The 24,476-nt window shown below is 52.4% G+C and carries 30 protein-coding genes; all 30 read left to right on the forward strand.

The features are described from left to right. Nucleotides 1-92: 92 nt before the first annotated feature. Nucleotides 93-728: a hypothetical protein gene (locus BUB27_RS02260; RefSeq protein ID WP_143157919.1), complete on the forward strand. Its 636-nt coding sequence runs from the start codon at nucleotides 93-95 to the stop codon at nucleotides 726-728. Nucleotides 729-1,353: 625 nt separating this feature from the next. Beyond that, nucleotides 1,354-1,719 (forward strand): DUF3592 domain-containing protein, encoded by a 366-nt coding sequence (locus BUB27_RS02265; RefSeq protein WP_143157920.1) that lies wholly within the window; start codon nucleotides 1,354-1,356, stop codon nucleotides 1,717-1,719. 145 nt (nucleotides 1,720-1,864) lie between these two features. Beyond that, entirely contained in the window at nucleotides 1,865-2,254 is a 390-nt protein-coding gene (locus BUB27_RS02270; RefSeq protein WP_143157921.1) for a hypothetical protein, read from the forward strand. Between the two features lie 653 nt (nucleotides 2,255-2,907). Then, a complete protein-coding gene (locus BUB27_RS02275; protein WP_143157922.1) occupies nucleotides 2,908-3,114 on the forward strand; it encodes a hypothetical protein in 207 nt (68 codons plus the stop codon). Nucleotides 3,115-3,157: 43 nt separating this feature from the next. Next, complete coding sequence (locus BUB27_RS18830) at nucleotides 3,158-3,301, forward strand: hypothetical protein (protein WP_159434745.1); 144 nt, start codon at nucleotides 3,158-3,160, stop codon at nucleotides 3,299-3,301. Between the two features lie 38 nt (nucleotides 3,302-3,339). Further along, nucleotides 3,340-5,190 (forward strand): HEAT repeat domain-containing protein, encoded by a 1,851-nt coding sequence (locus BUB27_RS02280; RefSeq protein WP_143157923.1) that lies wholly within the window; start codon nucleotides 3,340-3,342, stop codon nucleotides 5,188-5,190. A gap of 296 nt (nucleotides 5,191-5,486) precedes the next feature. Further along, nucleotides 5,487-5,954 (forward strand): hypothetical protein, encoded by a 468-nt coding sequence (locus tag BUB27_RS02285; protein WP_143157924.1) that lies wholly within the window; start codon nucleotides 5,487-5,489, stop codon nucleotides 5,952-5,954. A 593-nt stretch (nucleotides 5,955-6,547) separates the two neighbouring features. Next, complete coding sequence (locus BUB27_RS02290) at nucleotides 6,548-6,949, forward strand: hypothetical protein (protein WP_159434746.1); 402 nt, start codon at nucleotides 6,548-6,550, stop codon at nucleotides 6,947-6,949. Between the two features lie 164 nt (nucleotides 6,950-7,113). Beyond that, on the forward strand, nucleotides 7,114-7,542 hold the full coding sequence (locus BUB27_RS02295; RefSeq protein WP_143157926.1) for a hypothetical protein: 429 nt from the start codon (nucleotides 7,114-7,116) through the stop codon (nucleotides 7,540-7,542). A 497-nt stretch (nucleotides 7,543-8,039) separates the two neighbouring features. Further along, complete coding sequence (locus BUB27_RS02300; protein ID WP_143157927.1) at nucleotides 8,040-8,486, forward strand: hypothetical protein; 447 nt, start codon at nucleotides 8,040-8,042, stop codon at nucleotides 8,484-8,486. A 171-nt stretch (nucleotides 8,487-8,657) separates the two neighbouring features. Then, on the forward strand, nucleotides 8,658-9,125 hold the full coding sequence (locus BUB27_RS02305) for a hypothetical protein (RefSeq protein WP_143157928.1): 468 nt from the start codon (nucleotides 8,658-8,660) through the stop codon (nucleotides 9,123-9,125). A 1,261-nt stretch (nucleotides 9,126-10,386) separates the two neighbouring features. Beyond that, on the forward strand, nucleotides 10,387-10,629 hold the full coding sequence (locus BUB27_RS02310) for a hypothetical protein (protein ID WP_143157929.1): 243 nt from the start codon (nucleotides 10,387-10,389) through the stop codon (nucleotides 10,627-10,629). An 886-nt stretch (nucleotides 10,630-11,515) separates the two neighbouring features. Beyond that, nucleotides 11,516-11,881 carry a hypothetical protein gene (locus BUB27_RS02315; protein ID WP_143157930.1) on the forward strand — a complete coding sequence of 122 codons (366 nt, stop codon included), beginning with the start codon at nucleotides 11,516-11,518 and terminating at the stop codon, nucleotides 11,879-11,881. Between the two features lie 8 nt (nucleotides 11,882-11,889). Continuing rightward, on the forward strand, nucleotides 11,890-12,750 hold the full coding sequence (locus BUB27_RS02320) for a hypothetical protein (RefSeq protein WP_159434747.1): 861 nt from the start codon (nucleotides 11,890-11,892) through the stop codon (nucleotides 12,748-12,750). A gap of 338 nt (nucleotides 12,751-13,088) precedes the next feature. Then, complete coding sequence (locus BUB27_RS02325) at nucleotides 13,089-13,466, forward strand: hypothetical protein (RefSeq protein WP_143157932.1); 378 nt, start codon at nucleotides 13,089-13,091, stop codon at nucleotides 13,464-13,466. Between the two features lie 77 nt (nucleotides 13,467-13,543). After that, complete coding sequence (locus BUB27_RS02330) at nucleotides 13,544-14,065, forward strand: hypothetical protein (RefSeq protein WP_143157933.1); 522 nt, start codon at nucleotides 13,544-13,546, stop codon at nucleotides 14,063-14,065. A 486-nt stretch (nucleotides 14,066-14,551) separates the two neighbouring features. Continuing rightward, nucleotides 14,552-15,004 carry a hypothetical protein gene (locus tag BUB27_RS02335; RefSeq protein WP_143157934.1) on the forward strand — a complete coding sequence of 151 codons (453 nt, stop codon included), beginning with the start codon at nucleotides 14,552-14,554 and terminating at the stop codon, nucleotides 15,002-15,004. 755 nt (nucleotides 15,005-15,759) lie between these two features. Continuing rightward, complete coding sequence (locus BUB27_RS02340) at nucleotides 15,760-16,224, forward strand: hypothetical protein (protein ID WP_143157935.1); 465 nt, start codon at nucleotides 15,760-15,762, stop codon at nucleotides 16,222-16,224. A gap of 1,114 nt (nucleotides 16,225-17,338) precedes the next feature. Continuing rightward, entirely contained in the window at nucleotides 17,339-18,280 is a 942-nt protein-coding gene (locus tag BUB27_RS02345) for a phage capsid protein (RefSeq protein WP_143157936.1), read from the forward strand. Nucleotides 18,281-18,320: 40 nt separating this feature from the next. Beyond that, a complete protein-coding gene (locus tag BUB27_RS02350) occupies nucleotides 18,321-18,773 on the forward strand; it encodes a hypothetical protein (RefSeq protein WP_143157937.1) in 453 nt (150 codons plus the stop codon). 83 nt (nucleotides 18,774-18,856) lie between these two features. After that, nucleotides 18,857-20,299 (forward strand): hypothetical protein, encoded by a 1,443-nt coding sequence (locus BUB27_RS02355; RefSeq protein ID WP_143157938.1) that lies wholly within the window; start codon nucleotides 18,857-18,859, stop codon nucleotides 20,297-20,299. Nucleotides 20,300-20,316: 17 nt separating this feature from the next. Then, complete coding sequence (locus BUB27_RS02360) at nucleotides 20,317-21,003, forward strand: glycosyltransferase family 25 protein (RefSeq protein WP_143157939.1); 687 nt, start codon at nucleotides 20,317-20,319, stop codon at nucleotides 21,001-21,003. 2 nt (nucleotides 21,004-21,005) lie between these two features. Then, nucleotides 21,006-21,683, forward strand: coding sequence for a sulfotransferase family 2 domain-containing protein (locus BUB27_RS02365; protein ID WP_159434748.1), 678 nt, complete (start codon nucleotides 21,006-21,008; stop codon nucleotides 21,681-21,683). A gap of 20 nt (nucleotides 21,684-21,703) precedes the next feature. Beyond that, a complete protein-coding gene (locus BUB27_RS02370; protein ID WP_143157941.1) occupies nucleotides 21,704-22,051 on the forward strand; it encodes a hypothetical protein in 348 nt (115 codons plus the stop codon). A gap of 63 nt (nucleotides 22,052-22,114) precedes the next feature. Next, nucleotides 22,115-22,297, forward strand: coding sequence for a hypothetical protein (locus BUB27_RS02375; RefSeq protein WP_143157942.1), 183 nt, complete (start codon nucleotides 22,115-22,117; stop codon nucleotides 22,295-22,297). 21 nt (nucleotides 22,298-22,318) lie between these two features. Beyond that, the gene (locus tag BUB27_RS18835; protein ID WP_159434749.1) at nucleotides 22,319-22,477 is read left to right on the forward strand and encodes a hypothetical protein; all 159 of its coding nucleotides are present in this window, start codon (nucleotides 22,319-22,321) and stop codon (nucleotides 22,475-22,477) included. Between the two features lie 8 nt (nucleotides 22,478-22,485). Then, on the forward strand, nucleotides 22,486-23,100 hold the full coding sequence (locus BUB27_RS02380) for an NlpC/P60 family protein (RefSeq protein ID WP_143157943.1): 615 nt from the start codon (nucleotides 22,486-22,488) through the stop codon (nucleotides 23,098-23,100). Next, a complete protein-coding gene (locus tag BUB27_RS02385; RefSeq protein ID WP_143157944.1) occupies nucleotides 23,087-23,392 on the forward strand; it encodes a hypothetical protein in 306 nt (101 codons plus the stop codon). Before BUB27_RS02380 ends, BUB27_RS02385 begins: the two co-directional genes overlap by 14 nt. A gap of 6 nt (nucleotides 23,393-23,398) precedes the next feature. After that, nucleotides 23,399-24,016, forward strand: a complete 618-nt coding sequence (locus BUB27_RS02390; protein ID WP_143157945.1) for a phage connector family protein — start codon at nucleotides 23,399-23,401, stop codon at nucleotides 24,014-24,016. A gap of 4 nt (nucleotides 24,017-24,020) precedes the next feature. Next, nucleotides 24,021-24,476, forward strand: a complete 456-nt coding sequence (locus BUB27_RS19165; protein WP_143157946.1) for a collagen-like protein — start codon at nucleotides 24,021-24,023, stop codon at nucleotides 24,474-24,476.

A 24,476-nucleotide genomic window follows, 5' to 3' on the forward strand; every position in this document is an offset into this window, starting at 1 on the left:
AGTTCTAGCCGACATGACCATTCAACCTACAACCCACAGTCAAAGCACGCCGCCCGGTCAGGGGTGAGTGCGCTATGACGTTATGCTAAGAAATGAAAATCGCTACCATGCTTCTCCTCGCTCTGTGTACAAGCGCTCTTGGGCTGGAGCCAACCAAACTGAAAGCAACTGCATCGAGAGTTGATGGTGAGAGTGATCAGTTTGCCTATCGTATCGATTACGAATCGGAACACCCCGCAAAGTTGGGAGTACGGAAGGGGCTTATTTTACAGCAGCGTATCGTCAAGTTTTACGATGGTGAGGTTCACGTAGGATCATATTTTTACTGGCAGGAGATTGGATCCCATCTCCCATCAGCGATAATATCACAAGACCTGCTAGTAAAGCCTGCCAAGTTCACCGAAGTTCGGTTTGTAGACCGTTTCTATGACGTCAACTGGCGAGACGGTCGATGGAGCGAAGAGGAGCTTGGGAAGTGGTTTACTCAGACTTGGCATCTCTTCAATTCATGCAATCTAAACAAGGATGACTATGGATACTACCTGTGTGCAATAGAAGATGTCCCACGCATGGAAGGCTACCTCAAAGGATCAGGGTTTACTATATTTGCTGTCTTGGAGCACACCTTCACACTGCCCAATAAAGTCGTCCTCTATCAAAAAGCAGGAGCAGAACAAGCCGGTGCTGGGCAACCCGCTACCAGCCGCGAGTCGGAGATTGAACCCTGATGAAAATCCTAGACCCTGAATCGGCGCGGCGCTCCCGGTAGCAGGTGCCACCACTCAAACGCTCGGCTGAATAAAATGACACGCATATACAAATATAATTGGAAACTGCTACTTGCGGCCACGCTCCTAGGTCTGTGTATGCTTTTTTATTTATCTGGTAGATTCGAGGATACTTTCTACCTCATTATATTCATTGTGATTTTTGCTTCTACATGGAGTGGCGCCTATGAAGTGACACTTTCTGAGGAAACCATAAAATTAGACCCTGTTCTCCCATCTAAGACCCCACAGGTGATTTACTTAGCCGATGTTGTCTCGTATAAAGAAGAGTGCATGGCTTTCACAAAACGCCCATGCAAGGGGACTATCATCTCCAGGCATGGCGAAAAAATGGTGATCAGGTCTAATGAGCTCGTTGATTTTAAAGAATTATCTCGTACGCTATCTGATTCCTACCCTCCTCCGTCCACGTAGAGTAGATGGACCTTGCCTAACAAGCCGCGGCAGGATAACCGCTTCCCGCGCTTGAGATTTAGACACGACTTTGTATTTTGTGAGTAAGCACTTGCTTCGGAGCTGCCTGAACAGGCAGCGGCGGGTGCGCTTCAACGTTCGCTAAAAAATCATGAATCCACCTATCATCATTGGGGCGCTAGCGCTGATAGTTGCTGTTTGTCATGAAGCCTCATGGTGGAAGCGCAGACACTGGAAGCGGTTACCAGGTAGAGTCGTCGATGTCATCAAGCAGACAAGGCGAAACAAAACTTCATACCACCCTGTCATTACTTACTCATCTGAAAAAGGTGATCGGCAATTCACGTCTAAATATGGCGGTAACACTCACCCTAAGATCGGAGATGCTGTAGTGGTAATGGTATCACCTGACGGAGAATCAGAAGAGCACTATTCAATTTCGAATAGATGGTTCATTTCAGGTATTGCCTTTTGTATCGGCATAGTGCTTCTAGGTAAGGGTATTATAGAACTGTAGACATGAACTGAGCCAACAAGGCGCGGCACCTAACTGATGACCCGCCGCGCGTTGAACTTTTTCAGATGAATATCAACCTCAACCCCGAAGTCAAAGTGCACCTCCGGTAGCGGATGTGTGGACTGCGACGTTATGCCAAGAAATCATGCCTGAGATCCTTACACGATACGGACACTCTGAGTCGACTGACGATCCAAACAACGAATGGGTGACCCGCAAGTTGCTTGCCGAACTCCGGACTGAGCAATTCGAGACGCCAGACGATGAACACACCCAAGTTTCGGTCTCGAACGAGCACTGGTCAGTAACTGCGCAAGTCAGCGGTTTGATCACATTCGACAATATGGATCTTCTGGAGGGCGAGCCGTCCGAGTTGCCGGAGACGATGTATCTCCGCGATATTTCGGATTCAGAATTGATCGAGATCTGGCAGGCCGTGATTCGCGTGGATCAAAAGGCACTGATGGCGCATCCATGGAAGGATTTTGATGATCTTCCCCCCTGCGAGCGTGATTTCTACCGAAACGGGGCCTAACAAGCCGACCCTCCTAATGCCTGACCCGCCTCCAGTTCCATCTGCCATGACCATTCAACCATCAACCCAGGAGTCGAAGTCCGCGCCCGGTCAGGTGTAGGGATGGCTTTGACGTTTGCCTTAGAAAATACCATGATCTTGAAACGCATGCGTTTACCCATTCTTCTCTTGTGTACGGTCGCACTCAGTTCCTGTGGATACCAGTACGAGACGCAAGAAGTTCGGCTGAGTCGCGGTGAAATGTTTAAGGGCCGCAAACTGACTAAAGTGACCGAGCTGGGAGTTCACTTAGCCAGGCCTCCATACGGATCGACTTTCTTCTCCTCCACCGGCGGGCGCAAACACATGAATCATTCCCACTCTTTGGGGAACAACACCCATATGAGGATAATCAGTCTTTTCCCGGATGAGCAGCAAGCGTTACTGGAGTTTTCCTGGCTTGATTCTGTTGGGATCTTTACGATGCCTGCCTTCTGAACGCCGATTGATTGCCCATGGAAGCAAGCAGGCTAACAAGACGTGCATGATAACACCCACTAGCCCCTTTGCTTTTTATGCTCACACCTGATTTCAACCCTAATAAATCGATCAGCCTTGGCTCCCGCTAGTGGGTGCGCCATTACTTGACCGTTAGGCTGAAACTATTCCCATCTATGTTCTATATCGCATTAGGAGCTTGGTTGGCTGGCGTCGTCGTCAGCTGGATCAACCACAACAGAAAACTACCGATAAGCATTTTTGCTGTAGGCTCACTCGTGCTGGCTCTGCAATTCACCGTTGGGCTGGGCTTTCTATCAGTCGCAGTGTTGGCTATTTTAGCAGCGATCATATGGATCGCAAACAAGCTCGACATGGCATAGCTCCAAGAGATTATGATGGAGGTAACCGTGGCTGCTAAACGCGATGAAGGCTACCAAAAACGACAAGTCTAACAAGATGCGGCGCCCGGCTGATGACTCGCCGCGAGTCGAATCTTCCCATGATGAGAACCTCAACCCACAGTCAATGCGTGGTTGCCGTCAGGCGGCTGGTGTGCTAGGACGTTAGGCTAAGAAAATGAATAAGCAGCCTCTACCCATCATGCAATGAGCTTCTCCAAGAGTCCTCTGATCGTTATTTTTGTCCTTCTTACTGCAACCGGCGCCACCCATGCGGACGAGCCAGCCTCGCTCAAAGAGTCGATCGCTCGTATTCATGAAGTAGCCAGCGCAAAGAAATACTATGATCTCTCCGAGAAAGAGAAGGCGCTGATCAAGGAGATCTCCGAAATTGGCCCCGATGCGCTACCGCACTTGGCAGAATTGCTGAAGCACGACAAGAGGGCAGTCACCGTTGTCGCTGCAGAGGCGATCGAGGAGATTGCTAGAGGTGTCGACTCCATAGATGCGAAGTTTCTGCCAGCGATACTACACGGGCTCGACAACGACCATTCCGGGCTTCCGAATGTCCTGGCAAAGATACGGACAAAGAAGGCCAGAGTCGAATACCTTAGCCGTTACTTGAGTGATCGTACGTCGCCGGGTAATCAGTATCAAAATGGCTTCAGCTGGTATGGCGCAGAATTCCTACCGAGCATCGTTGAGACCATTCGCTCAGATAGCGGACTAAGTAGCAGCGATGCCTACCTTCTGGGCGCTGCCCTGAGGAACTTTCCTGAAAAAGACGGCAAAGCTGCGGCACAGCAGCTAATGAAGCTAGTGGAAGACCGGAATACCAAGATTCAAACGAAACGAGCGGTTTTAACGATGATCGGCAACCTGGGTCCCCCGGCTCTGGTGGTCGAAGACAGAATCCTAACGATTTGGGAGAACCAGCAGGACTTCAGGAGTGAGGCTGAGTCGGCCTTGGTCGGTATTCGTTCGAAGAAAACAGGCGTCATACTCGCGGACCAGCTCAAAAGTAAGCCCGATTTGCTACTGCTTCGGGACATTGCTGAAGTGGGACCCGCTGCCGAGAGTGCCGGCACCCAGGTCGCGGAGCTATTGGATCATTCGGACTGGGAGCTCCGACTGGGTGCAGCGCGTACGATTGGCTTCATCGGCTATCATGGTGCCGACGCGAGACTCGTCGAGCTGGTGAACGAGCCATCCGATGTCCGTTTGAACTGGGTAGCCGCAGAAACACTTGGCCGCCTCAAATCTAAAGATGCTCTGAAGGCGCTCAATGATGCGGCGAAGAAACACTGGCATCCAGCTGTGCGCAACACTGCGAAAACTGCCGTCAGCAAGATCGAATCCAACTCCAATTACGAGCTCAAGCATCACAAGGAGAATTTCCCTTTTGAGTATTATGACTATGAGTATATGGGCATCGAGTTGCCTGCAGACTACCACATACCGGCAGTCGTAGATCCCTCCAGCCTCAGCGCCCGGCAAGAAGCGCATCCCGAACTGATCGGGAAACTGACTTATCCGAGCGAGATTGTGAGCTACGGAGCCTCTGATGAGGAGGAGCAGAAGGCGGAGCAGGGAGACGACGTCATCATCGCCGTGAATGAAGGGAACATGGTTGAGCACCGACGGAAGATATCCGTGACGCCAGATGTGGGAATTCGTGTTCCCAAAGGGTGGCTGTTAGGATCGGATCGCGGCGAATGGGGTGGTGAGCTAGTGTTCAAAGGTGATGACTCCGAACACTACAAGATCCTGGAAGAGAATATAGACGGCATCTACAAATTGGGAGAGCGTTATATCGCCGTGACCGGTCTCTCGCATCTCACGCTTAACGACGGGATCATCTATGAACTGAAGTTTGTGGACGGGAAGTGGCGAGCGGAACGATGGCGAGCGTTGCCCGGAGCGCCGCGCAGCTCTGGCCAGCTAAAAAGCGGAGATGTCATGGTGGTGACGTCTGGCGGAGGTATTGTGGTCTTGTCTGCGAACGGTGATTTTAGAATGGCTGCTAACACGCCAAAGCCTGAGAGATCAACAAAATGAACAAAAGATGGCTTCTCCGTTATAAAAAGACAGCAACTATATTCATGTGCTGTTAGAATATTTTCTGTTTCGGAGGCATGGAGTTGCCTCTGGAGCTGGGAGTGCATGAACTACAGCCCGGAGGGGTGATGGAAAGTAGCGCGGCGGTAAGCTTGCCAGTGCAAGCGCCACCCCGGGAACAGGATCCCCCCACACAAGCCACCCCGGAGGGGTGGTGGAAGGAGTAGGCTAACAGCGTAAATAGAGATGTTGCTTGTCTTTTCCTCAGAAATTGTTTGTCCTGCTATCACTTATTTATGGGTATTAAGAAAGACTTGCCAAGTTTAGAGTCGGATTACGACTACGCGTCGGAGTGGGTCAATGGTATGGGGTTTCGCTTTGATATGCACGGTGAGCATGGAAATTTGAAATCATTAGCAGAGCACTTACTAGACATGGCGTTACACCATGTGAATTGTAAAATTAGGGTGGAGTCTCTGGATACGCTAAAGTATGGGTGTGGAAATCATTATGAACTTATATCTGGTCTAGATTTGATGAGAATCTGTCGTCGATTTGATACCATGACTGATGATGAAGTAGTAGTCGCTAATGAGCTCTTGGGTATGTGGGCGAATCCTGCTACAATGCCGTATATTGAAAAGTTCGGGGACAGTCCGAACAGTCAGGTCCGAGTGAGTGCTTTAGATGCGATTGATGACATTAATGAGATCATCAATTTCGAGCAGCTGAAGTCCAAGGAACAGCCTAAGGCGTCAGACTAGGGGTTAAATGTTATGCAGAATTTGTGAGACAGAAGCAATGTGGTAGTCATGGATATACGAAAATTTAGACGCGTTTGTAATTATCACGGAGTTATTTATACAGATGCCGAGTTGGTTAGTTTAGCGTATTTAATGGCTGAAGGTTGCACCTCTTGGGCAGAATGGTACCGAGAACTTGCGAGTATATGTAAAACTGAGGAGATTAAAAAAATTATACAAGCTTCTGAAACTCTATTGAATAGACTACCTAGTGATTCGGAAGGTCTTCGTAGTGTTACGGTATCTCCCGCTCAAACGGTAAACTCATCCATGTCAGAGTCCTTAATCGTGCCGATGAAGTTCCTCAAATATGTATCTGGGCTTTAACGCAATATAAGGACAGCAACTGTATTTATTTCTTGTTAGGTTGTTTTCTGTTTCGGAGGCATCGAGATGCCTCCGGATCTGGGAGTTCAGGTGGGTGAGGAGCTTTCGCATGACGGCGGTGATGGCGGCAAGAGCAAGAATAAAGTATCATTGTAAGCGCCCTGTGACCAGCGTCAGCCTTCTTTGCTCTTCCGTAGTTTGAAGAAATTCTATAACAAAAAAGGGAAATGATTATTCGTCCGCGATTTAGTATCGATCATAATTTGGATGCCCAGGTCTCAGAGTTCTTAGACATCCATAACGGGCAGATTAGGGTTACTGTGACTTTGAGTGGACCTAATAAATCTCTTGAAAAACTGTTCCCAGGGAAGTTTTGCACAAGAACATATTTCGCAGATCAATATATCATAGACCATGCTGAATCAGCCAGACCTATCAAAGTTTATGATGATCTAGACCCCATCCATATTGACGATGATGAAAGGTTAAAACTGGCAGTCACTGCGTATCTCGAGAATGTCGACGGAGCGTATGGTTTCCCACAGGCCATTTTGAAACATTTACAGGATAATGTGCTGTTTGAGGCTAAAATGGAGTGGAGGTCGGGCTTTTTTGAAGACCTCGACTAGGCATACTAATTCGGAACCTATATGGGGCGGAATCTGTATTCACGTCTCATGTGTTAGAGGTGCTGGAAGGAATAGAAGAGGTGAGGATAGAAGAATGACTGAGGATGCAGCTTGTCTTGTCGTCGGGAATTGTTTGTCCTTTTAATCGTGATTTCTGAATTGTTGTGAAGCTCGAAACCGTAAAGCTAATAGAGGCCTTTCCACTTCTTCCCAGACCAGAATATCGAATCAAAGATGGTTTGATTGCTGATCATTGGGGCCATGACGCTTTTGATGATTACGATGAGAAATGGGAGACGTGGTTAGATCTGGATTATAACGATTTAGAAAAAGGGACTTATATGTTTCAAGTTAGTGATGTGGAAACGGTCAAATATTTCATGCCGGCCTATATGCTAAAACTCTATGCAGAAATTGATGCAGGCAGAGTCTCTGGAGTCAGTGAGCTTTTTTCCTATTATCTTGGAGGTCACTATAAGCTGTCCAAGGAAGAGCATTCATATACCCAGCTTCAAGCGGAAATCATTCACGACTGTACCCAAAAAATCTTATCAAATCCCGAGTTGAAATGGTGGCACGAAGGCTGCCCATGAATGCACAGGCGCGGCCATGCAATGTACCTTGTGTGCCATCAAGAGGTGATGAAGTATTTAGCTATTTATTAAAATGATGACCATAGATGATGTTGAGAGAATGCGTAGCCTTCTGGATCAGGGAGTTATTATAGATCAGGAGTTTTCGTGGGAATTAGTTAGTGCTGTCCTGGAAAATAGAGTGAATATTGACGATGTTGTGCATTTGATACCTCTATCTTTGAAAACTGATATACTTCGTGATATAGAGTACATTGAATCTAATGATTACCTGAATCCAAATCCTTTCGTAAATGATGGTTTAACTGAAGCCGACCGACTTGAGCGGTCTAAGAAACTACGTAGTTCTTACGAGAAAGCATTTTCTCTGATTAGAGATCACTTCAGCAAATGAACAGGCGCGGCCAAGCAGTGTAGCTTGTGTGCCATCAGGATGTAGCTTGTCTTTTGCTTGGGAATCGACTGTTCTTTTATTGTTGGTTAAAAGGCTGAAGGTGATGAAAATGATCAGGATCTTATTTTGTTGTGTGTGCATGGTGTCATGCTCTTCCTCGGACTCCGAGGAAGGTAAGCAGGAGTGGAGGTTTCGCTCAATCATAGGGCTTCCACCTGAAGTTCCATTGATTTGTAAAGAGATCTCTGATGGGTATGCGGAGTTTGAAATGGAGTGCCAGCGGGAAGCTGCTACGTCTTGGTTATATAAATGGGGAGATGGTGGTAACTTCCAACACATGACGTTAACTGATTTTGATAAAGAGACCTGGGATCAGTTAAATAGGGTAGACGGATACAAACTGCGTCTAGGGGATGTGTCCTATGATGATGGGATAAGTAATAGGGAATACAGGGTAGAAACTTATCTTGAGAAAATCAGTCTACATAGGTGTAGGATAAAAGTAGAAGTATCCTTCCTCGAGAAGAAGGCTACCAAGCTACAACCATAGCAGGCAGGAGCCACCCCGGGGACAGGCTCCCATGAAAGCCGCCCTCGAAATGAGATGTTTCAAAACTAGACGTTATTCGGTATAGATGCGGTTGATCATCAGGGTAATCGTGTTGCTGTGCTTCCATCAGTCGTGCCCCAATGGATAAATCTCTAACCAGAATGATATACTATGAAACATGGAATGCTATGTAGCGGGTTTGCGCTTGTCTTGATCTGTGCATCCTGCAAGCAAGGTGATTCTTCAGTAGAGGAAACTTCCTGTTGTGAAGAGTCTGCTAGTCATGAAAAGAAGGCTGAGGGTGCTGAAGCTCAACCCACAGCTGAAGGTCAACGCGCAGCTGCTATCAGAGATATTCATCTCAAGACCCTCCCTGTTGACAGCTATTCGGCTGTCGATGTCAGTTTAGTTGATGCCGTAAAGCCCCTGGAGAGAATGTACAATGATCAAATTGGGGGCTTTGACAGCAGACTTAAACTTAAATTTGTAGTCACTGGACACTCTGATACAAAATTGACCTTAGTGGTGAAGAATTTGGACCTTGGCTACGTGCTGGATATTCTATGCGCACAAGCACATTACAGCTACAATGTTGACGAAAAAACTATGGAGCTTCGGTTTTATCCTATTACTGACTAGTTTTGAAATTCATCAGTAGAGTAGATATTTCATTTATTGTTTGTTAGGTGGTCTTCGGTGTGGAAGTCATGTAGTTGCCTGCGAAGCTGGGAGTGTAAGCTTTCCTCGAAATGAGATGTTTCAAAACTGGATGTTTTTAGCTATAGATGCCGTTGATCATCAGGGTAGTCGTCTTGCTGTGCTTCCGCCATGCGTGCCCCAAAGGATGAATCTCTAACCAGAATGATATACTATGAAACATGGAATGCTATGTAGCGGGTTTGTGTAGAGTGAGGTAATCGCTCTAACGAAATGAAAATGTGGAAGGAGCCTTTCAAGGCGATGGTATGGATTACAGACCTGATCGGATGAAACCTGTTCTGCCACCCCTCCGGGGTGGTTGTTTTTTTTGGTGGGGAGGTTCCCGGGGTGGCGCTTGCCGGGGCAAGCTTACCGCCGCGCTACCCTCTGTCACCCCTCCGGGGTGGCCCCTGCGGGGCATTATTGATAGGAGGCCTGTGGCCTCGTCATCGGCCAAGGGTCACTAGTCATTGGGCCTGAATGAGGTCCCTGCGGGGAGTGATCAGGATAAAGGGTAGAGAAGTCTGCCTGTCGCCCTGGTTTTGTCTGTGCATTGCTGGCTTAGGTGGCTATGACTGGTGACTGCAGCGTATGAACAAGTTTGTGTATACCGTTTTGGTCATTGGGGTGGTGAGTCTGCATCCGTGGATGTCGTCGGATTCCATGCTTGTGATGCTGGCGTATAATTTCGAATACTACTGTCTGTTATCGCTCTTGCTGTTGTTGGTGGCTCTCGATGTGGTGAAATTTTTCATCAAGCGTAGAGCGGTCCAACCTAAGCGGTAGGGTGGTGTGGATGCTTTAGGAGGTCCGCGTTGCCTGTCTTTTAATAGTGTATGCATAACCAGAAACAATCATCACGATGAGATATACGTTCATAGATAATGCTTACCGAGTGGTTAGAATCACTGGGCCTACTCACAATCTACTTGGCTTGGAGTTTGGGGATGATGGGGAAGACTGTGTGCAAACTGCCGTTGATCTGCGCAATGATGGCCAGAGCGTTATCAATCAGGATGAGTTGATTCGGCATGTGAATCAGGGGGTGTCTGATGCTAATAGGGATTATGGAGCCAATTATTTCGCAATGACGATCCAATACGCAGGGGATGATACACCGCCAGAGGATATCTACTCCGTGTTGGCCTACAAAATCATAGAGCGTCTCGTAACAAGTGAATCGTTTGCATCAGAATGACCGATGTATAGAAGCAGAGCAATGATTGTGGTCTGGTTTGCGGCAGTGGTGGTGTTGTTGCTGGATGTGCCTGATCGCTTGTTCATCGCCTGTGGGCATGCTGGCCTGGTGGATCACGCCAGCCTGGTTTCCATGGGGCTCGCGCTGGGGTGCCTGCTGCTGCAGGGGCTGGCCTGGCTGCTGGTCGTGGCTCTTCCCGTGTATGCGCTTTACATGAGGGTAATCGTGAGAAAGCGAAAAAGTTAAGTCTAGCAGGGTGAATGTTGCTGGTGTAAAATGGTGGGGAGATGTTTTGACCTTATAATAGAATATCATGGATGTTTCTTCTACCGTAATAGCATTTGGATTTGTAATTCTAACAGCAATAGTAATTGTCTTGCTTAGAAGCATTCTTGAATTCCCGATGCTTATATCTAGTATTATTGGTGTTCCGCTTAGTGTGATTATTGGGATGTTTGTGATTTGGCTACTAGGGAAGGTTAGCCATTAGTGAAAGACACATTGAGACGAGAATTTTTATAGTATCGGCAAGAAAGCCACATGATACATCACCCATGTTTTGTCTAGATCATAACTTAGATGCACTGTTCATAGAGCAGTTGAATAGGGCTGATTGAGTTTGATGCTTGTTGATTTTAGGCCTGCGTGATGGAGCCTGTTCTTCCACCCCTCCGGGGTGGTTTTTGTTTTTTGGGTGAGGTTCCCGGGGTGGCGCTTGCCGGGGCAAGCTTACCGCCGCGCTACCCTCTGTCACCCCTCCGGGGTGGCCCCTGTGGGGCATTATTGATAGGAGGCCTGTGGCCTCGTCATTGGTCAAGGGTCACTAGTCATTGGGCCTGTATGAGGTCCCTGCGGGGAGTGATCAGGAAAAAGGGTAGAGGATAAAGGCCTGCTTGGGGCCCCTGCGGGGAGTGATCAGTATCAAGTAGAAAGTATACAGCCCTGCTTGATGAAACCTGACTAGCTGAAACGTGTTTAGCCACAGATTTCTCAGATTGGGTTAGATTACTGGCAAGATGGAGCCCTGCTTGATGGAGCGGGGGGCACCACGGAATAGGCGGAGGGGACAGAAGGTGGGGGGGAAGTGGCTTGCCTTTAGAGAGGAAATGCTCTGTGCTGTGATGTAGTGAAGGTGAAACGATGCATAGTGATCGTGTGTGCCGTGGTTGTGATGGCGGTCATAGCCAAGGTCATCTATATCTCGAATAATACGGATGTAGAGATAGCTGCTGGAGTGGATCCTGGCTTTCTGAAGAGTGAGATGGGCGTGTTTTATGCGGATAAGAGTCTGATAACGGATGGATCGATTCATTGGAGTGATAAAGTGAACCCCTTTAAAATGCAGAAGCGGACGATTTCGGTTTTTGTGGATGGGGAGGCCACCCATGTTTTGGTCGTGACTGAGAATGGTGACGCCCAGAGCAAGAGGATGGTGATTTATAAGAAGGCAGGGAATAGCGAGTGGGAGGTGGTAGCTGCTCCGATGGAGCATTCCTAGTGAGTAAAATGAAGTATCAAGCTGCCATGAAGGATCTGTTGTTTACATTGGTGCTGTCGCTGCTGCTGTGTGGATATGGCGGGGCAGAGGTAGGCCGGTCGGCGGAGTGGAAGAGCCATTCTCTGAAGCTGGATGACGAGGGTGACTATCGCTGCCTGTTCGAGTCAGGCATGAGGGTCTACCGGTCCCCGTCGTTAGAGACGAACCTGCTGGAGGCGAAGCATGTGCGGCTGGAGATAGCCGGCGTGGTGGATGGACGTGAGATCGCGGTGCCAGTGGAGCTGCTGCATGCGAATGTGTACAGCGGTGGGAAGCTGGAGAGGATAGAGCTGATCTCGTCACAGCTGACTTTGGCGGAGGCGCGTGAGCTTGCCCTAGGTTACCAGAGTCTGGGGACTTTCAAGGAGGAGGATCTTCAGAACCATCTGGACAGGGTGCATGGTGCGCACGTTTCGGGAGCAGAGCTGGAGGGAAGGGAGGCGGTGTTCAGTCTTTTCTATCAGGGGGGTCGAGAGCATTTCATCTCGCGCTGTTGGCTGGAGTATCACCGGAGCCAGACTATGCCACTGCAGCTGAAGTGGGAGTTCTCCTGGAGGAAGCTGCGCAGCCATCAGGAGAAGCAGCTGTATCGGGGGCCGATCCCGCCGCCTGCGGGCTTTGAGCATGTGGACATGGAGGCGGGGGATGATTTCGGACCGGACAGTGTGGCAGCTCCTGCTAGTGGGCGGGCTCATCCTGACGGCAGCCAGGATCTGGCGATGAAGCCCGACAAAGGACGCCCAGCCTGGATGTATGTAGCTGGAGGCTTGCTTTTGCTGGTGGGTGCGCTCGTGCTTTTTCTATGCGGAGTGGGAAGGAAAAAGGAGTGAGGAGCCCCTGCGGGAGTGATAAGGAAAAAGGATAGAGGAAAAAGGCCTGCTTGATGGAACCTGGCCCCTGCGGGGCATTACTGATTGGTGATTACTGATGACTGATTGGAGCCCCTGCGGGGAGTGATCGGTATCAAGTAGAAAGTATACAGTCCTGCTTGATGAAACAGTTTTAGCCACAGATTACGCAGATTGGGTTAGATTTTTGGCTAGATGAAACCCTGCTAGATGGAGCGTTTTTTGCCACGAATGGAACGAATTTCACGAATGGGGGTGGATGGAACGAATTGGTCAGAAATGGGCAGACAGATTGGTAGAATAGGATGTATAGGTAAGAGATGAAATATACAGAATGTGATACAGAAACGTATCAGAGATGGTTCAATGAAAGGGACTATAATAAGCCGGATGATTATCTCTCGAATGAATTTGGGGAGGAGTTCGATGGAGTGATCGATGCCCTGAGAGATGTTCTACAAAAGAATGATCTCTCCTGGTACGACTATGATGAGGATACGGGAGATTATGCCATCTATGAGCAAGTCGTGGATGGTCGTTTCATCGATGTGTCATTTGAAAATGAACGCCATGAGGATCCAAAGCTGATCGCCGATGTGCAGTCTCTGGTGATGGCCCAGAAAGAGGATTGGATGATTTGCATGCATTTTTTGAAAACGTATTTCGTGACTAAGGCAGATGTCCTCTGGTACGATTAGTGAGATCGTGATCTCCCGGCGTGTTCGTGGGGGATTGGGTGTGTGATGTGATGAGGATAAATGTCTTTGTAAGAATCTTGCTTTATGCCCTGGTGGGCATGGTGGCGATAGGTCTCGATACGGGGCCGACGCACTTTATCTGTGTGAATCAGCAGACTGGAGCTTGTAAGGTGGATTGGCTGGCATCCTGGCGCCATCTTCTGGTCGTTGTCGTGATCTATAGTTGTCTCTTGGCGCTGTGTGTCGATGTCCTCATCACCGTATGGGGCTGGTGTCATAAGCGCTGGGGCCTGAAGATGACGAAGACCAAGATTCTGCTGCTGGTGGGTGGACTGCTGTTGCTGGTGGTCCTGGGTTATGAGAGGAGGGTGTACGTGTGCCTGGAGGATGGCATGCTGGTGAATGAGTACCGGCTCTGCGGGGTAACGATTCAGCGGGAGGAGGAGGCTACGGCGGTGTCCGAGATGGTCGGGGACGGGACTTGCGCGCATGAGGAGTCAGCGTGGGAGATTGCGCTCAGTTTTCGTTTATATAGTGGCGGGGTTTCCCGCAATATCACTGGGGCGACCTGCCGAATCGGATGCGGCTGCTGGAGATGAAATGGGAGATGAATGAAGTGAGCGAGGAGGAGAGGGAAGTACAGGCGCGGGAGTTTTTGGAAGCCCTGCGGGCTAGTCATTAGCCAATGGTCAGGAGTCATTGGGCTTGCTTGATGAAGCATTTCTAGCCACAGATTATGCAGATTGGGTTAGATTGCTGGCTTGATGGAACCTGGCCCCTACGGGGCATTACTGATTGGTGATTACTGCTGACTGAATCCTGCTTGATGGAGCTTTTGCGCGACCCCGTTGGGGTCGTGTTTTTTATGTGTGGGTTTCCCGGGGTAGCGATCCTACGGCGCGCAACCCCGGGCTGGGAGCCGGAACCCCGTTGGGGTTCGCCGGGGTAGATGGAACGTTTTGTACCACGAATCGTACGAATCTTACGAATGCTGGCTAGGTGACGCGAATTGGCCGCAGGTTGCTGGACTGAGGGATCAGCGGGCTTGTGATGTGGTTGTGGGGGTGTTAGGGGTTATTTGATCTATGGAGAGTGAGCTGACATATCGTTGTGAGGGGGAGAGGGTTTGTTGTGTGCGTGAGGGGGAGGAGCTTTGGTCGCTGGCGTTGGCGGATGTCCGGGTGGTGATCGAGTATGTGTCACCTTCGCTGGGGATCGGGGTGGATCATTGCTTTGCTTTGGTGGACGGGGAGATGAATGAGTATCACCTGCTGGTGGATGACTTTCTGTGTGAGCAGGTGATTCCGGCGCTGCAGTCGGTACTGGGCTGTGATCTGAGCTGCGATTTTTATGATGGTGCGTTGGAGTTTCAGAGCCAGATTCTTTATCCGGCTGAGCTGCGGGGAGTTGCCGGGTATTGCCTGAAGAAGGTGGATGGTTCGTTGCTGAAGCGCAGCGTGAGTTCTCTGCTGGGGAGAGCGGAGATGCATCTGAGTGAGGAGGGGGTGGGAGTGATCAGGAATAAGGATAGAGGATAAAGGCCTGCTTGGGGCCCCTGCGGGGAGTGATCAGTATCAAGTAGAAAGTATACAGCCCTGCTTGATGAAACCTGACTAGCTGAAACGTGTTTAGCCACAGATTACGCAGATTGGGTTAGATTGCTGGCATGATGGAGCCCTGCTAGATGGAGGAATTTTTTACCACGAATGGAACGAATGGGGGTGGATGGAACCTGGCCCCTACGGGGCATTACTGATTGGTGATTACTGATGACTGATTCCTACTTGATGGAGCCTGACTAGCTGAAGCGTGTTCTGCCACCCCTCCGGGGTGGTTGTTTTTTTTGGGGGGAGGTTCCCGGGGTGGCGCTTGCCGTGGCAAGCTTACCGCCGCGCTACCCTCTGTCACCCCTCCGGGGTGGCCCCTGCGGGGTATTACTGATAGGAGGTCTGTGGCCTCGTCATTGGTCAAGGGTCACTAGTCATTGGGCCTGAATGAGGTCCCTGCGGGGAGTGATCAGGAAAAAGGATAGAGGATAAAGGCCTGCTTGGGGCCCCTGCGGGGAGTGATCAGTATCAAGTAGAAAGTATACAGCCCTGCTTGATGAAACCTGACTAGCTGAAACGTGTTTGGCCACAGATTACGCAGATTGGGTTAGATTGCTGGCATGATGGAGCGGGTTTAACCACGGAATAGGCGGAAGGGACAGAAGGTGGGGGGAAGTGGCTTGTCTTTTGCCTGGGAATGGCCTCTTCTTTGAGGGGAAGAAACGTGAGTGTAGAAGGCAACGTGTATGAGCAGTAAATCTCTAAAAAAATTGAAGCGGAACGCTAAAGAGGGCGATGTTTTTATTAGTATTTATGAGCATGACTCGGTTCCACGAATTCACATCATTTTCGAGCCTGGTACGACATTAATTTTGCCTATGGATAATTGGGTGCAGGTACTCTCGATATTACAGTTTCTGGCGTCTGAAGAAAAAAAGGGAAATAATTGTGTGTGGAGTAAGGAGTTCGCTGGAGAGTATAATGATCTTTTTATTACCTACATGGATCTCGGGGAGGAAGAAGTGGTTCATCTGAAAATCGAATTATGCCTGGGAGATTTTCATACTTATCTCTTCTTCAAGGGAGAACATATTGCACAACTCGAAAGCGTGGCACAGCAGTTAGCCACGTGGCTGGAAAAGAAGCTGAAGAAAGCAGGCATAGCCACAGACTACATCAATGAGGCAGATGGAAGCCCCTGCGGGGAGTGATAGGAGGCCTGCGGCCTCGTCATCGGTCAAGGGGCACTAGTCATTGGGCCTGAATGAGGTCCCTGCGGGGAGTGATCAGGAAAAAGGATAGAGGATAAAGGTCTGCTTGATGGAACCTGGCCCCGCGGGGAATTACTGATGACTGATACCCTGACTGATGAAGCATTTTTAGCCACAGATTACGCAGATTGGGTTAGATTGCTGGCTAGATGGAGCGGGTTTAACTACGGAATAGACGGATGGGACAGAAAGCGGGGATGATTAAACCCTGCTAGATGAGGGTTTTTTACCACGAATGAAACGAATCTCACGAATGGGGAGGATGGAACCCTGCTAGGTGAAGCTTTTGCGCGACCCCGTTGGGGTCGTGTCTTTTATTATGTGTGTGTTTCCCGGGGTAGCGATCTTGTGGATCGCAACCCCGGGCTGGGAGCCGGAACCCCGTTGGGGTTCGCCGGGGTAGATGGAGCGTTTTTACCACGAATCGTACGAATCTCACGAATGGGGGGAATGAAGCCCTGTTTGATGAAGTTTTTGCGCGACCCCGTTGGGGTCGTGTTTTTTTGTGTGGGGGTCCTAGGGTAGCGATCTTGTGGATCGCAACCCCGGGCTGGGAGCCGGAACCCCGTTGGGGTTCGCTGGGGTAGATGGAGCTTTTTTACCACGAATGGAACGAATCTCACGAATGGGGGGGATGAAGCCCTGCTTGATGGAGCCTGGCTAGATGGGGTGTGTTTTGTGGGCTTGAGACGTAAAGCTTAAGATGTGACACGCTGGGTGGTTGTCTGGTGGAGGAGGTGTGGTTTTTGGTGTGGGGGGGGAGGTGGGAGGCTATATAGGTAGGTGTTTATACGTTGTTAGATGGGTGTGGAGGTTGTGTTTTTTAGGTTGACTGTGGGAGGTGATTTGGGGGATGATAGGGATGTCGACTGAGGGAGGCAGACAATCCGGCACTTGGCTGGACCTGCGAGGGATTTAGTGACGACCAGCGGGGTGTCCCGTTAGGCTACGACCTGCCGATGGAACATGGCAGACAATCGGAAAGCTGTTTTGAATAGCTTCTGATCAGGGGATCGGAAGTGAGCAAGAATTCAACCAAACCGATTCAGAAAAAATGTTCACATTTTCAACTGCGACAGAGCTGGTGCAGCATTACCAGCCACAGTTACCAACGATGTGGAACAGCCTTCTACAGCAGACGCATAACCGTCTGAAGGAGGGTGTGACCATCGTTCCGATGAGCGGCAAAGTAAAGCTCATCGATCAGATCCAGCCGACGGAGTTTGTCGAGAAGACAGGCCGAATGGAGAAGACCGAGCTGGATGAAATGGATATGGCGAAGCGCGCCGTGTATGCGAAGGAATTCCACAAGGCGATTGGCTTTGACGAGTTCGACGAGATCAAGCTGAACAACCAGACCTTGCCGGTTCCTGAGACGATGAAGGAGCTGCAGTCTGCCTACGAGCGTAAGTCCGAGGAGATCATCATCGATGGTGTGCTGGGGACGAACTACGAGGGCGAGCAGGGCGTGACAGCGATTGAGCTCCCTACGGAGCAGACGATCCCGCTGGATTTCCACTATGATGGAACCACCTCTAACATTGGCTTGAGCTTTGACAAGTTTGCGCGTCTCCGCCGCCTGGCGATGGAGAACGAGGCCTTTGGCAAGGGGATCAAGAATGGCTCCGACCGACTCGTGCTGGCCACGAATGCGGCGGGGATCGAGGATCTCTATCAGGATGTCTACGTGCACCACAAGGAGTACGTGACGGCTGTGGAGGCGGTGCGCAACGGGGATATCGATAGCTTCCTCGGGGTGCAGATCCTGCGTACCGAGCAGCTGCCGCAGCGTACGGTCTCCAGTGATCTGGTGACGGACTGTGTTGCCTGGGTGAAGTCCCGCGTGTGCTACTGCCCGCGTAACAACTACTCGGTGAAGATGAGCGTGCGTGATGACTTGAGCGAGGCGATCCAGATCCGTGCGAAGTTCGCCGCGGGTGCGACACGCCTGGAGGAGAAGGGCGTGTGGAAGCTGCCGTGTCTCGTGACTGCCTAACAGGTTCTAGAACTCAACGAAGAAAGGAGATAGAGAGATTATGGCAAAGATAGATGATGTGGTGAATTTCTTCACCGACAAAGGCAAGCAGCAGCATGATGCTTTCCACAATTCCGCAGCGCTTATCCCGCGTGATCCGCGTACCCAGCTGAAGGTCAAGGTGGACTATACCATCGATGGCTCTGAGGTGGCGGACCAGATGATCGGCGTGATCCGCCTGAAGGCGGGTGCCCAGATCGAGTGGCACAATATCGAGATCCTGGCGGATACGGATGCCGCCGGTTTCAATGGAGAGATCGGCCTGGTGGATGCCGAGGGCACGTTCACCAGCAAGGCGACGATGGGCGCGGCGAACCCGGTGGGGTCTGCCACGGTGCCTGCGGCGCATGAGCCGGAACTGGAGGAGTCCACCTGGATCGTCTTCCAGATCAAGGCGACGGTACCTGCCTCAGGCAAGGTGTCGTTCTACATCCCTTACATCGCGTTAGCATAAGGGCCCGGGAGGGGGCTGCGTGCTCCCTCCCAATTTTATATTTTTCTAACAAACAATTCCCCCAAACCAATTTTTTTAAAGACATGGGTAAGATCATCAAGGCATGGGACAATGATGGAGACCTCGGGCAGACGGGTGGCGCGATCGACTGGACGGACCAGATCGCGCTGAGTGAAGATATCCTGGTAGGCTCTGTGGAGGGCCATCAAAACCGGGTGGTGAGTCTGGCGGGCTACCGCTATGACTTGTCTCAGGTGAGTACCGGGACCCCGCAGCGAGGAGACAAGATAGCGGTGCGCGGGCCGGGCACTCTCACGACGAGGGGCGCGACGGGCGTGCTGGAGAATGTGCTGAAGGAGGACGATGCGCTGATGTGCGAGTTCTACTCAGCGAGCGAGGGTTGGGTGCTCTCGGCGCGGAATTTCTTTTATGCCCGGCAGGAGCAGGGCGGGCTGATCGTGGCTGAGCCAGGGATCCAGACCTCGGAGAAGTCCGTGGGGATTTTCCCGGATCAGGCGAATACGATCAATGCCTACGTGAGTGGCAGGGACTCGGTGGCGATTGGTAGCCGGACGAAGGTGACCTCCAATGCCTTTGGATCGGTAGCGATCGGTACGGGTAGCGTAGGTCAGGCGCGAGGGTGTGTGGCGGTAGGCTACCAGTCCCAGGCGACTAACATGCGGAATATAGCCATCGGCTATTGGTCGAATGCGCAGAGCCTGAATAGTGTGGCGGTTGGCTACGGGGCGATGACGAGTGGTTTGACTCCGGCCGGTGTGGCGATCGGGCGAGCCAGCCGAGCCAAGGGCAAGATGGTGGTGGTCGGCCGTGACGTGAGCGAGCCGATCAGTGGCGATAATGGGGTTTTCATCGGTGCTGATGTGGATGCGCGCTTTGGGAACTTTCATAGTATGGCGGTGGGTGACAGCTCTGGGGTCGGTGGGAGGAGTGCCACTGCGCTGGGCTATGGAGCCCACGCTCAAAACGCTGAAACTCTGGCCGCTGGTAGTCGTGCCTACGCCAGTCAGGCAGGTGGTGTGGCGATGGGCTGTAACGCCTTGAGCCAGGGCTTTGGAACGGTAGCGGTCGGCTACGGTAGCTTTGGTGGTACGGGTTGTGTTTCCACGGGATTTAATTCTTACTCTGGAAATGGTGGCACGGCCGTAGGGATGGAGACTTTAGCGAGTGGTGTAAGTGCCACGGTGATCGGCTACCGTTCCTACTCCAATGACACGCAAGGTGTGGCGATCGGCTCTAACACGCGCACGCACCATAGCTATGATGTCTGCATCAGCAGCAACCGCGATTTGGGGACGAGCACGGCCTCCATCGTGATAGGCAACAGCTTTTCCGGAGGAGGCGATGGTACACCGGCGCTGGGAGTCTTTGGCTACAGTGGTACGCACACGCAGCTGGCCTTCCGCGATGGCGGGGGCAACGGCCTGGTGAGGCTAGTGGTGAATGGTACGGCGGTTTCTATCGAGAAGGATGGAGTGGGTTCATTGCCACTCGGGAATCTGGTGTAAGGATGCTGAGGTATAATTTGATAACGACTCAGGGGTCGTCACGTCTGCGTGCGGCCTTTGAGCAGGCGGAGCGGCTGGGCTATCTGGAGCGGCTGATGATCACCTGCTACCCGCGGCTGGCGGAGCAGTTTCCGGACAGACCGCAGCAGGCTACCGAGCTGGGGAATGTGGGCTGCTTTGCGGCGCACCGCCGGGCGATCGAGAACCTGCATGAGCTGGGGCACGAGTACGCGGTGGTGCTGGAGGATGATTGTGTGTTTGCCAGTCAGATGGATTGCGATGCGGTGATCGAGGGAGCGATCCTGGAGCTGAATGCGCATGATCCGGAGTGGCGCTGCCTGAATCTGGGAGGCTGCCGCTTTGACCAATGGGTACCGGGCTTTCGTTTCTATCAGCAGCAGGTGGGCGGCTATACCAGTCGGGTGAGGAACATGACGACCACGCACGCGATGGTGTATCACATCGGTCGCTGCCAGGATCTTTTCCAGCTGTGGGTGCCGTCCTATGAAGAGGTGCTGGAGGCTCCGGATGACTTCCATCTGGCGGGGCTGGGGCAGGACCTGTGGCTGTCCCGCCAGGCGGGCTTCTACGCGCTGAATACGCCGATCGCCTTTCAGACGGGCAATGACACGACCATCGGGAATCTGCACCAGAACATCGATCAGGCGATCACACTAACCCATCAGTCCTTTCAATTGTCATGAGCATGGATACGAGAGAGATACGCCCGAGACTGGGGCTGGGATATTGGGAGCGGCTGGAGTGGGAGGAATTCCAGTGCATGAATGCTGAGTACCTCTATACCTACCACCAGACGCCCTCCGGCTGGTACGCGAAGTCCACGCCGAAGGTGGCCTGCACCAGCCTGAAGCTGGCGCTGCTGGCCAAGAGGGATGCGGTGAAAGCGGAGCAGGTGCGTGGGCTACTAGGGTCTAACAGTAGTGCGGAGTTCGAGCATGGCATGCGCCTGCTGCATGCGGCGGATCTGCTGCTGAAGGCTCCGGTGGCCGATGAGGTGCAGCGGGTGGCGCTCTTCCGTGATCCGGTGGCGCGTGTGGTGTCTGCTTACAGCTTTTACCGGAAGGTGCCGCTGGGGGTGATCCCGCGGGGGATGAGCTTCAACCGCTTCCTGGTGTACATCAGCCGAGAGGATCCATTCAGCACGGACATTCATTTGCGGCCGCAGCTGATGGGAGTTCATGAGGATACGCGCCTGCTGCCACTCACGCCTGAGGGTGTGGAGGAATTTGAAAAGCTTACCGGGCTGGAGCTGCCCCGGGTGAATGCCAGCGAGGACAAGCTCAGGCCATCTGCCGAGCAGGTGGACTTTATCAAGAAACTATACCGGGTGGATGACGCGCAGTGGCAGCGCATGCATTCCTAACAAAACGAGAGAATAACGAGATGAGTGTATTAGAAACAACGACGACGACCCCGCCGACTCCCGCCGAAAAACGTGCGGCGAGGCTGAGGGAATCCATGCCGCAGACGGCCAAGGTGCTGGTGGCATACTGGGAGGAAAACTTTGATACCCTGTGGGGCTCGCCGGATGTGGCGGCCACGCTGGTGGAGCTGGGCACGGATGCGGCGGAGATGTTTGACCTGTCCTCGAAGTACGTGACCTTCCTGGCTGGCTTCATGGGCGGCACACCGCTCCAGCCGGAGCTGGACAGGCTGCTGGCCAAGGTAGCGGCACTGCCTGCCTACACGATCCATCCCGATGGTACGGTGACGCTGGACCCTGAGGTGTAGTGGCGCGGTGAGGCGTGTGTGTGATTTTTTTTGAAGTGGGAAGAAACGAACAGAAGTAGAGGAATGAAAAGCTGGAAGACAACAGTATCAGGGGCCGCCGTAGCACTCGGTGAGTTCCTGCAGACACAGACGGAGCCCGAGTGGCTGCCGCTGGTGGGGAAGGTCGTCGTGATCGCGGCGGTGTTCTTCCTCGGTGCAAGTGCACGGGATAACAACAAGAGCTCCGAGACTGTCGGGGCTCAGTAATCGAGAAAAGGAGGGAAGAAGATGATGAGAATCATGATGATGGCGGTGGCCTGGATGGGGCTGAGTTCTTGTACGCCGAATGGCTTGTCCATCGGTTTCGATTTCAGCCTGCCGATCCCGCAGACGGGCGGCGAGGCGAAGATTGGCGGGACGTACACGCCGGTAGAGGCGGACAAGTAGGAGGAGCGATGAAGATACCGAAGACAATCGATACCCGCGCGGAGCTTGCCGTTTACTTGCAGCAGTACGCGCTACGCGAGCATGGCTTTGATCCGGGGCCGCTCGATGGCATAGAGGGTGTGCGCACCCGTGCCGCGCTGGCGGATGCCTGCCAGCAGCATCTGGATGCCGCAGGTCTAACAAAGGTTCCTGCCTACGCCGAGCGAGCGCAGGAATACCTGGGGCTGAGTGAGGTGCCTGGTGCGGAGAGCAACCGGACGATCCTGGGCTGGATCCGTTCCTTTTTCTCCTGGGCAAAGGACGATGGCGAGCTGGCCTGGTGTGCCATTTTTATCAATACCATGCTGGCGAAGTCCGGCATTCGCGGCACGGGCAGCGCGGCGGCGCGCTCGTTCCTGCAGTGGGGAGAGCCGGTGGAGAAGCCGCGCAAGGGAGACATCGTCGTCTTCTGGCGCGGCTCACGCCAGGGCTGGCAGGGGCATGTGGGTCTTTACTGGGGTGAGGCAGGCAGCGAGCACATTTACTGTCTGGGCGGCAACCAGGCAAACCGCGTCTCGATCGCCAAGTATCCGCGAAGCCGGGTGCTGGGATACAGGAGGGAGGCGGGAAATGACACTCAGTGACCCGGTGGTGATCTCCGCCTTTGGCTCGGTGGTGGCTGGCTTGATCTGGATGTTCAAGCGGGACATCGCCCGCACGGAGAAACACATTAAGGAATGCGATGCCGACCGCAAGGAGCTGCGCCACGAGCTGGAGCAGGCAAAGGAAACCCAGATCGGCCACATCCAGCGCACGGCGCGGCTGGAGGCTCTGTTAGGTCTGGCGGGGGAAAAATGTCCGGCAAAGGACTGCCCGAAGAAGGAGCTGCTGAAGTCCACCTCCGCCTATTCACTGCGCCATCAAAAACACGACTAAGCAAGTATGGCCAATCACCCGACTATTGAAGAAATCTGCAACCTGGCGCTGGCGAAGCTGGGGCAGTACTCGATCAACTATATCTATGACAATAGCGAGCAGGCGCGCCTGTGCCGCATGGCACTCCCGCTTGCCCGCCGCCAGGTGCTCAGGGCGCACAACTGGAATTTCGCCACGCGCTTTGCCCAGCTGCTTCCTAACAACGACAGCCATGCGGTGAAGTATCCCTACGCCCATGACCTGCCGGCCAAGTGGATCCGCCACATCCGCATGTGGGCGGACGAGGAGCGGGGGGCGAAGGCGGAGCGCTTCAATATAGCCGGGCAGGTGGTGCACTCCGAGTATGAGCATCTCTATGAGGAATACATTGAGGACGCCTGTGACCCGAACCTCTGGGACGTGGGCTTCGTGGAATGTGTGGCTACCTTGCTGGCGGCCAAGATAGCTCCCGGCATCACGGGCAGTCGCAGGCTCGGCATGGAGCTGCAGCAGGAATACCTGCGCACCGTCCTGCCAGATGCCATCACGGCGGATTCCCAGGACGACCGTTCCAATGAAAACAACCCGACCCTAGAGAGGCTGCGTGAGTCTCTCTACATCCAACAAAACCAGATAATCGACTAAGACAATGGCAGAAGACGATCCATGTTATTTTCAAGACCCTGACCCGGAATTGGCGGTCGGTCCTGCGGGGCCACAGGGCGAGCCGGGGCCTGAGGGGCCGCAGGGCATTCAAGGAATCCAGGGAGAGACCGGGCCGGCTGGCCCGCAGGGACCGCAGGGGGTTCAGGGCATCCAGGGGGAAGAGGGTCCGATGGGGCCACAGGGGTTTACCGGAGCCACGGGTCCGGCAGGCCCGATGGGTCCTCAGGGGCCGCAAGGCGATCCAGGTGAAGATGCCGTAGTCGATGAAGAAAGTGTGAATCCTATCATCGTGGCCTATAACGCCGCGAACGGAGGAACCGGGTCCATCACCTTCAACCGGGATGGAAGCCCTGTGGCTACAGTGAACTGGGTAGATGGGCTCGTGACTACCGAAGGTGATCTCGTGGTCGAACTCGATATAACCACAGGCCCAGCCTAA

It is taken from the genome of Rubritalea squalenifaciens DSM 18772, from assembly GCF_900141815.1.
GTDB lineage: Bacteria > Verrucomicrobiota > Verrucomicrobiia > Verrucomicrobiales > Akkermansiaceae > Rubritalea > Rubritalea squalenifaciens.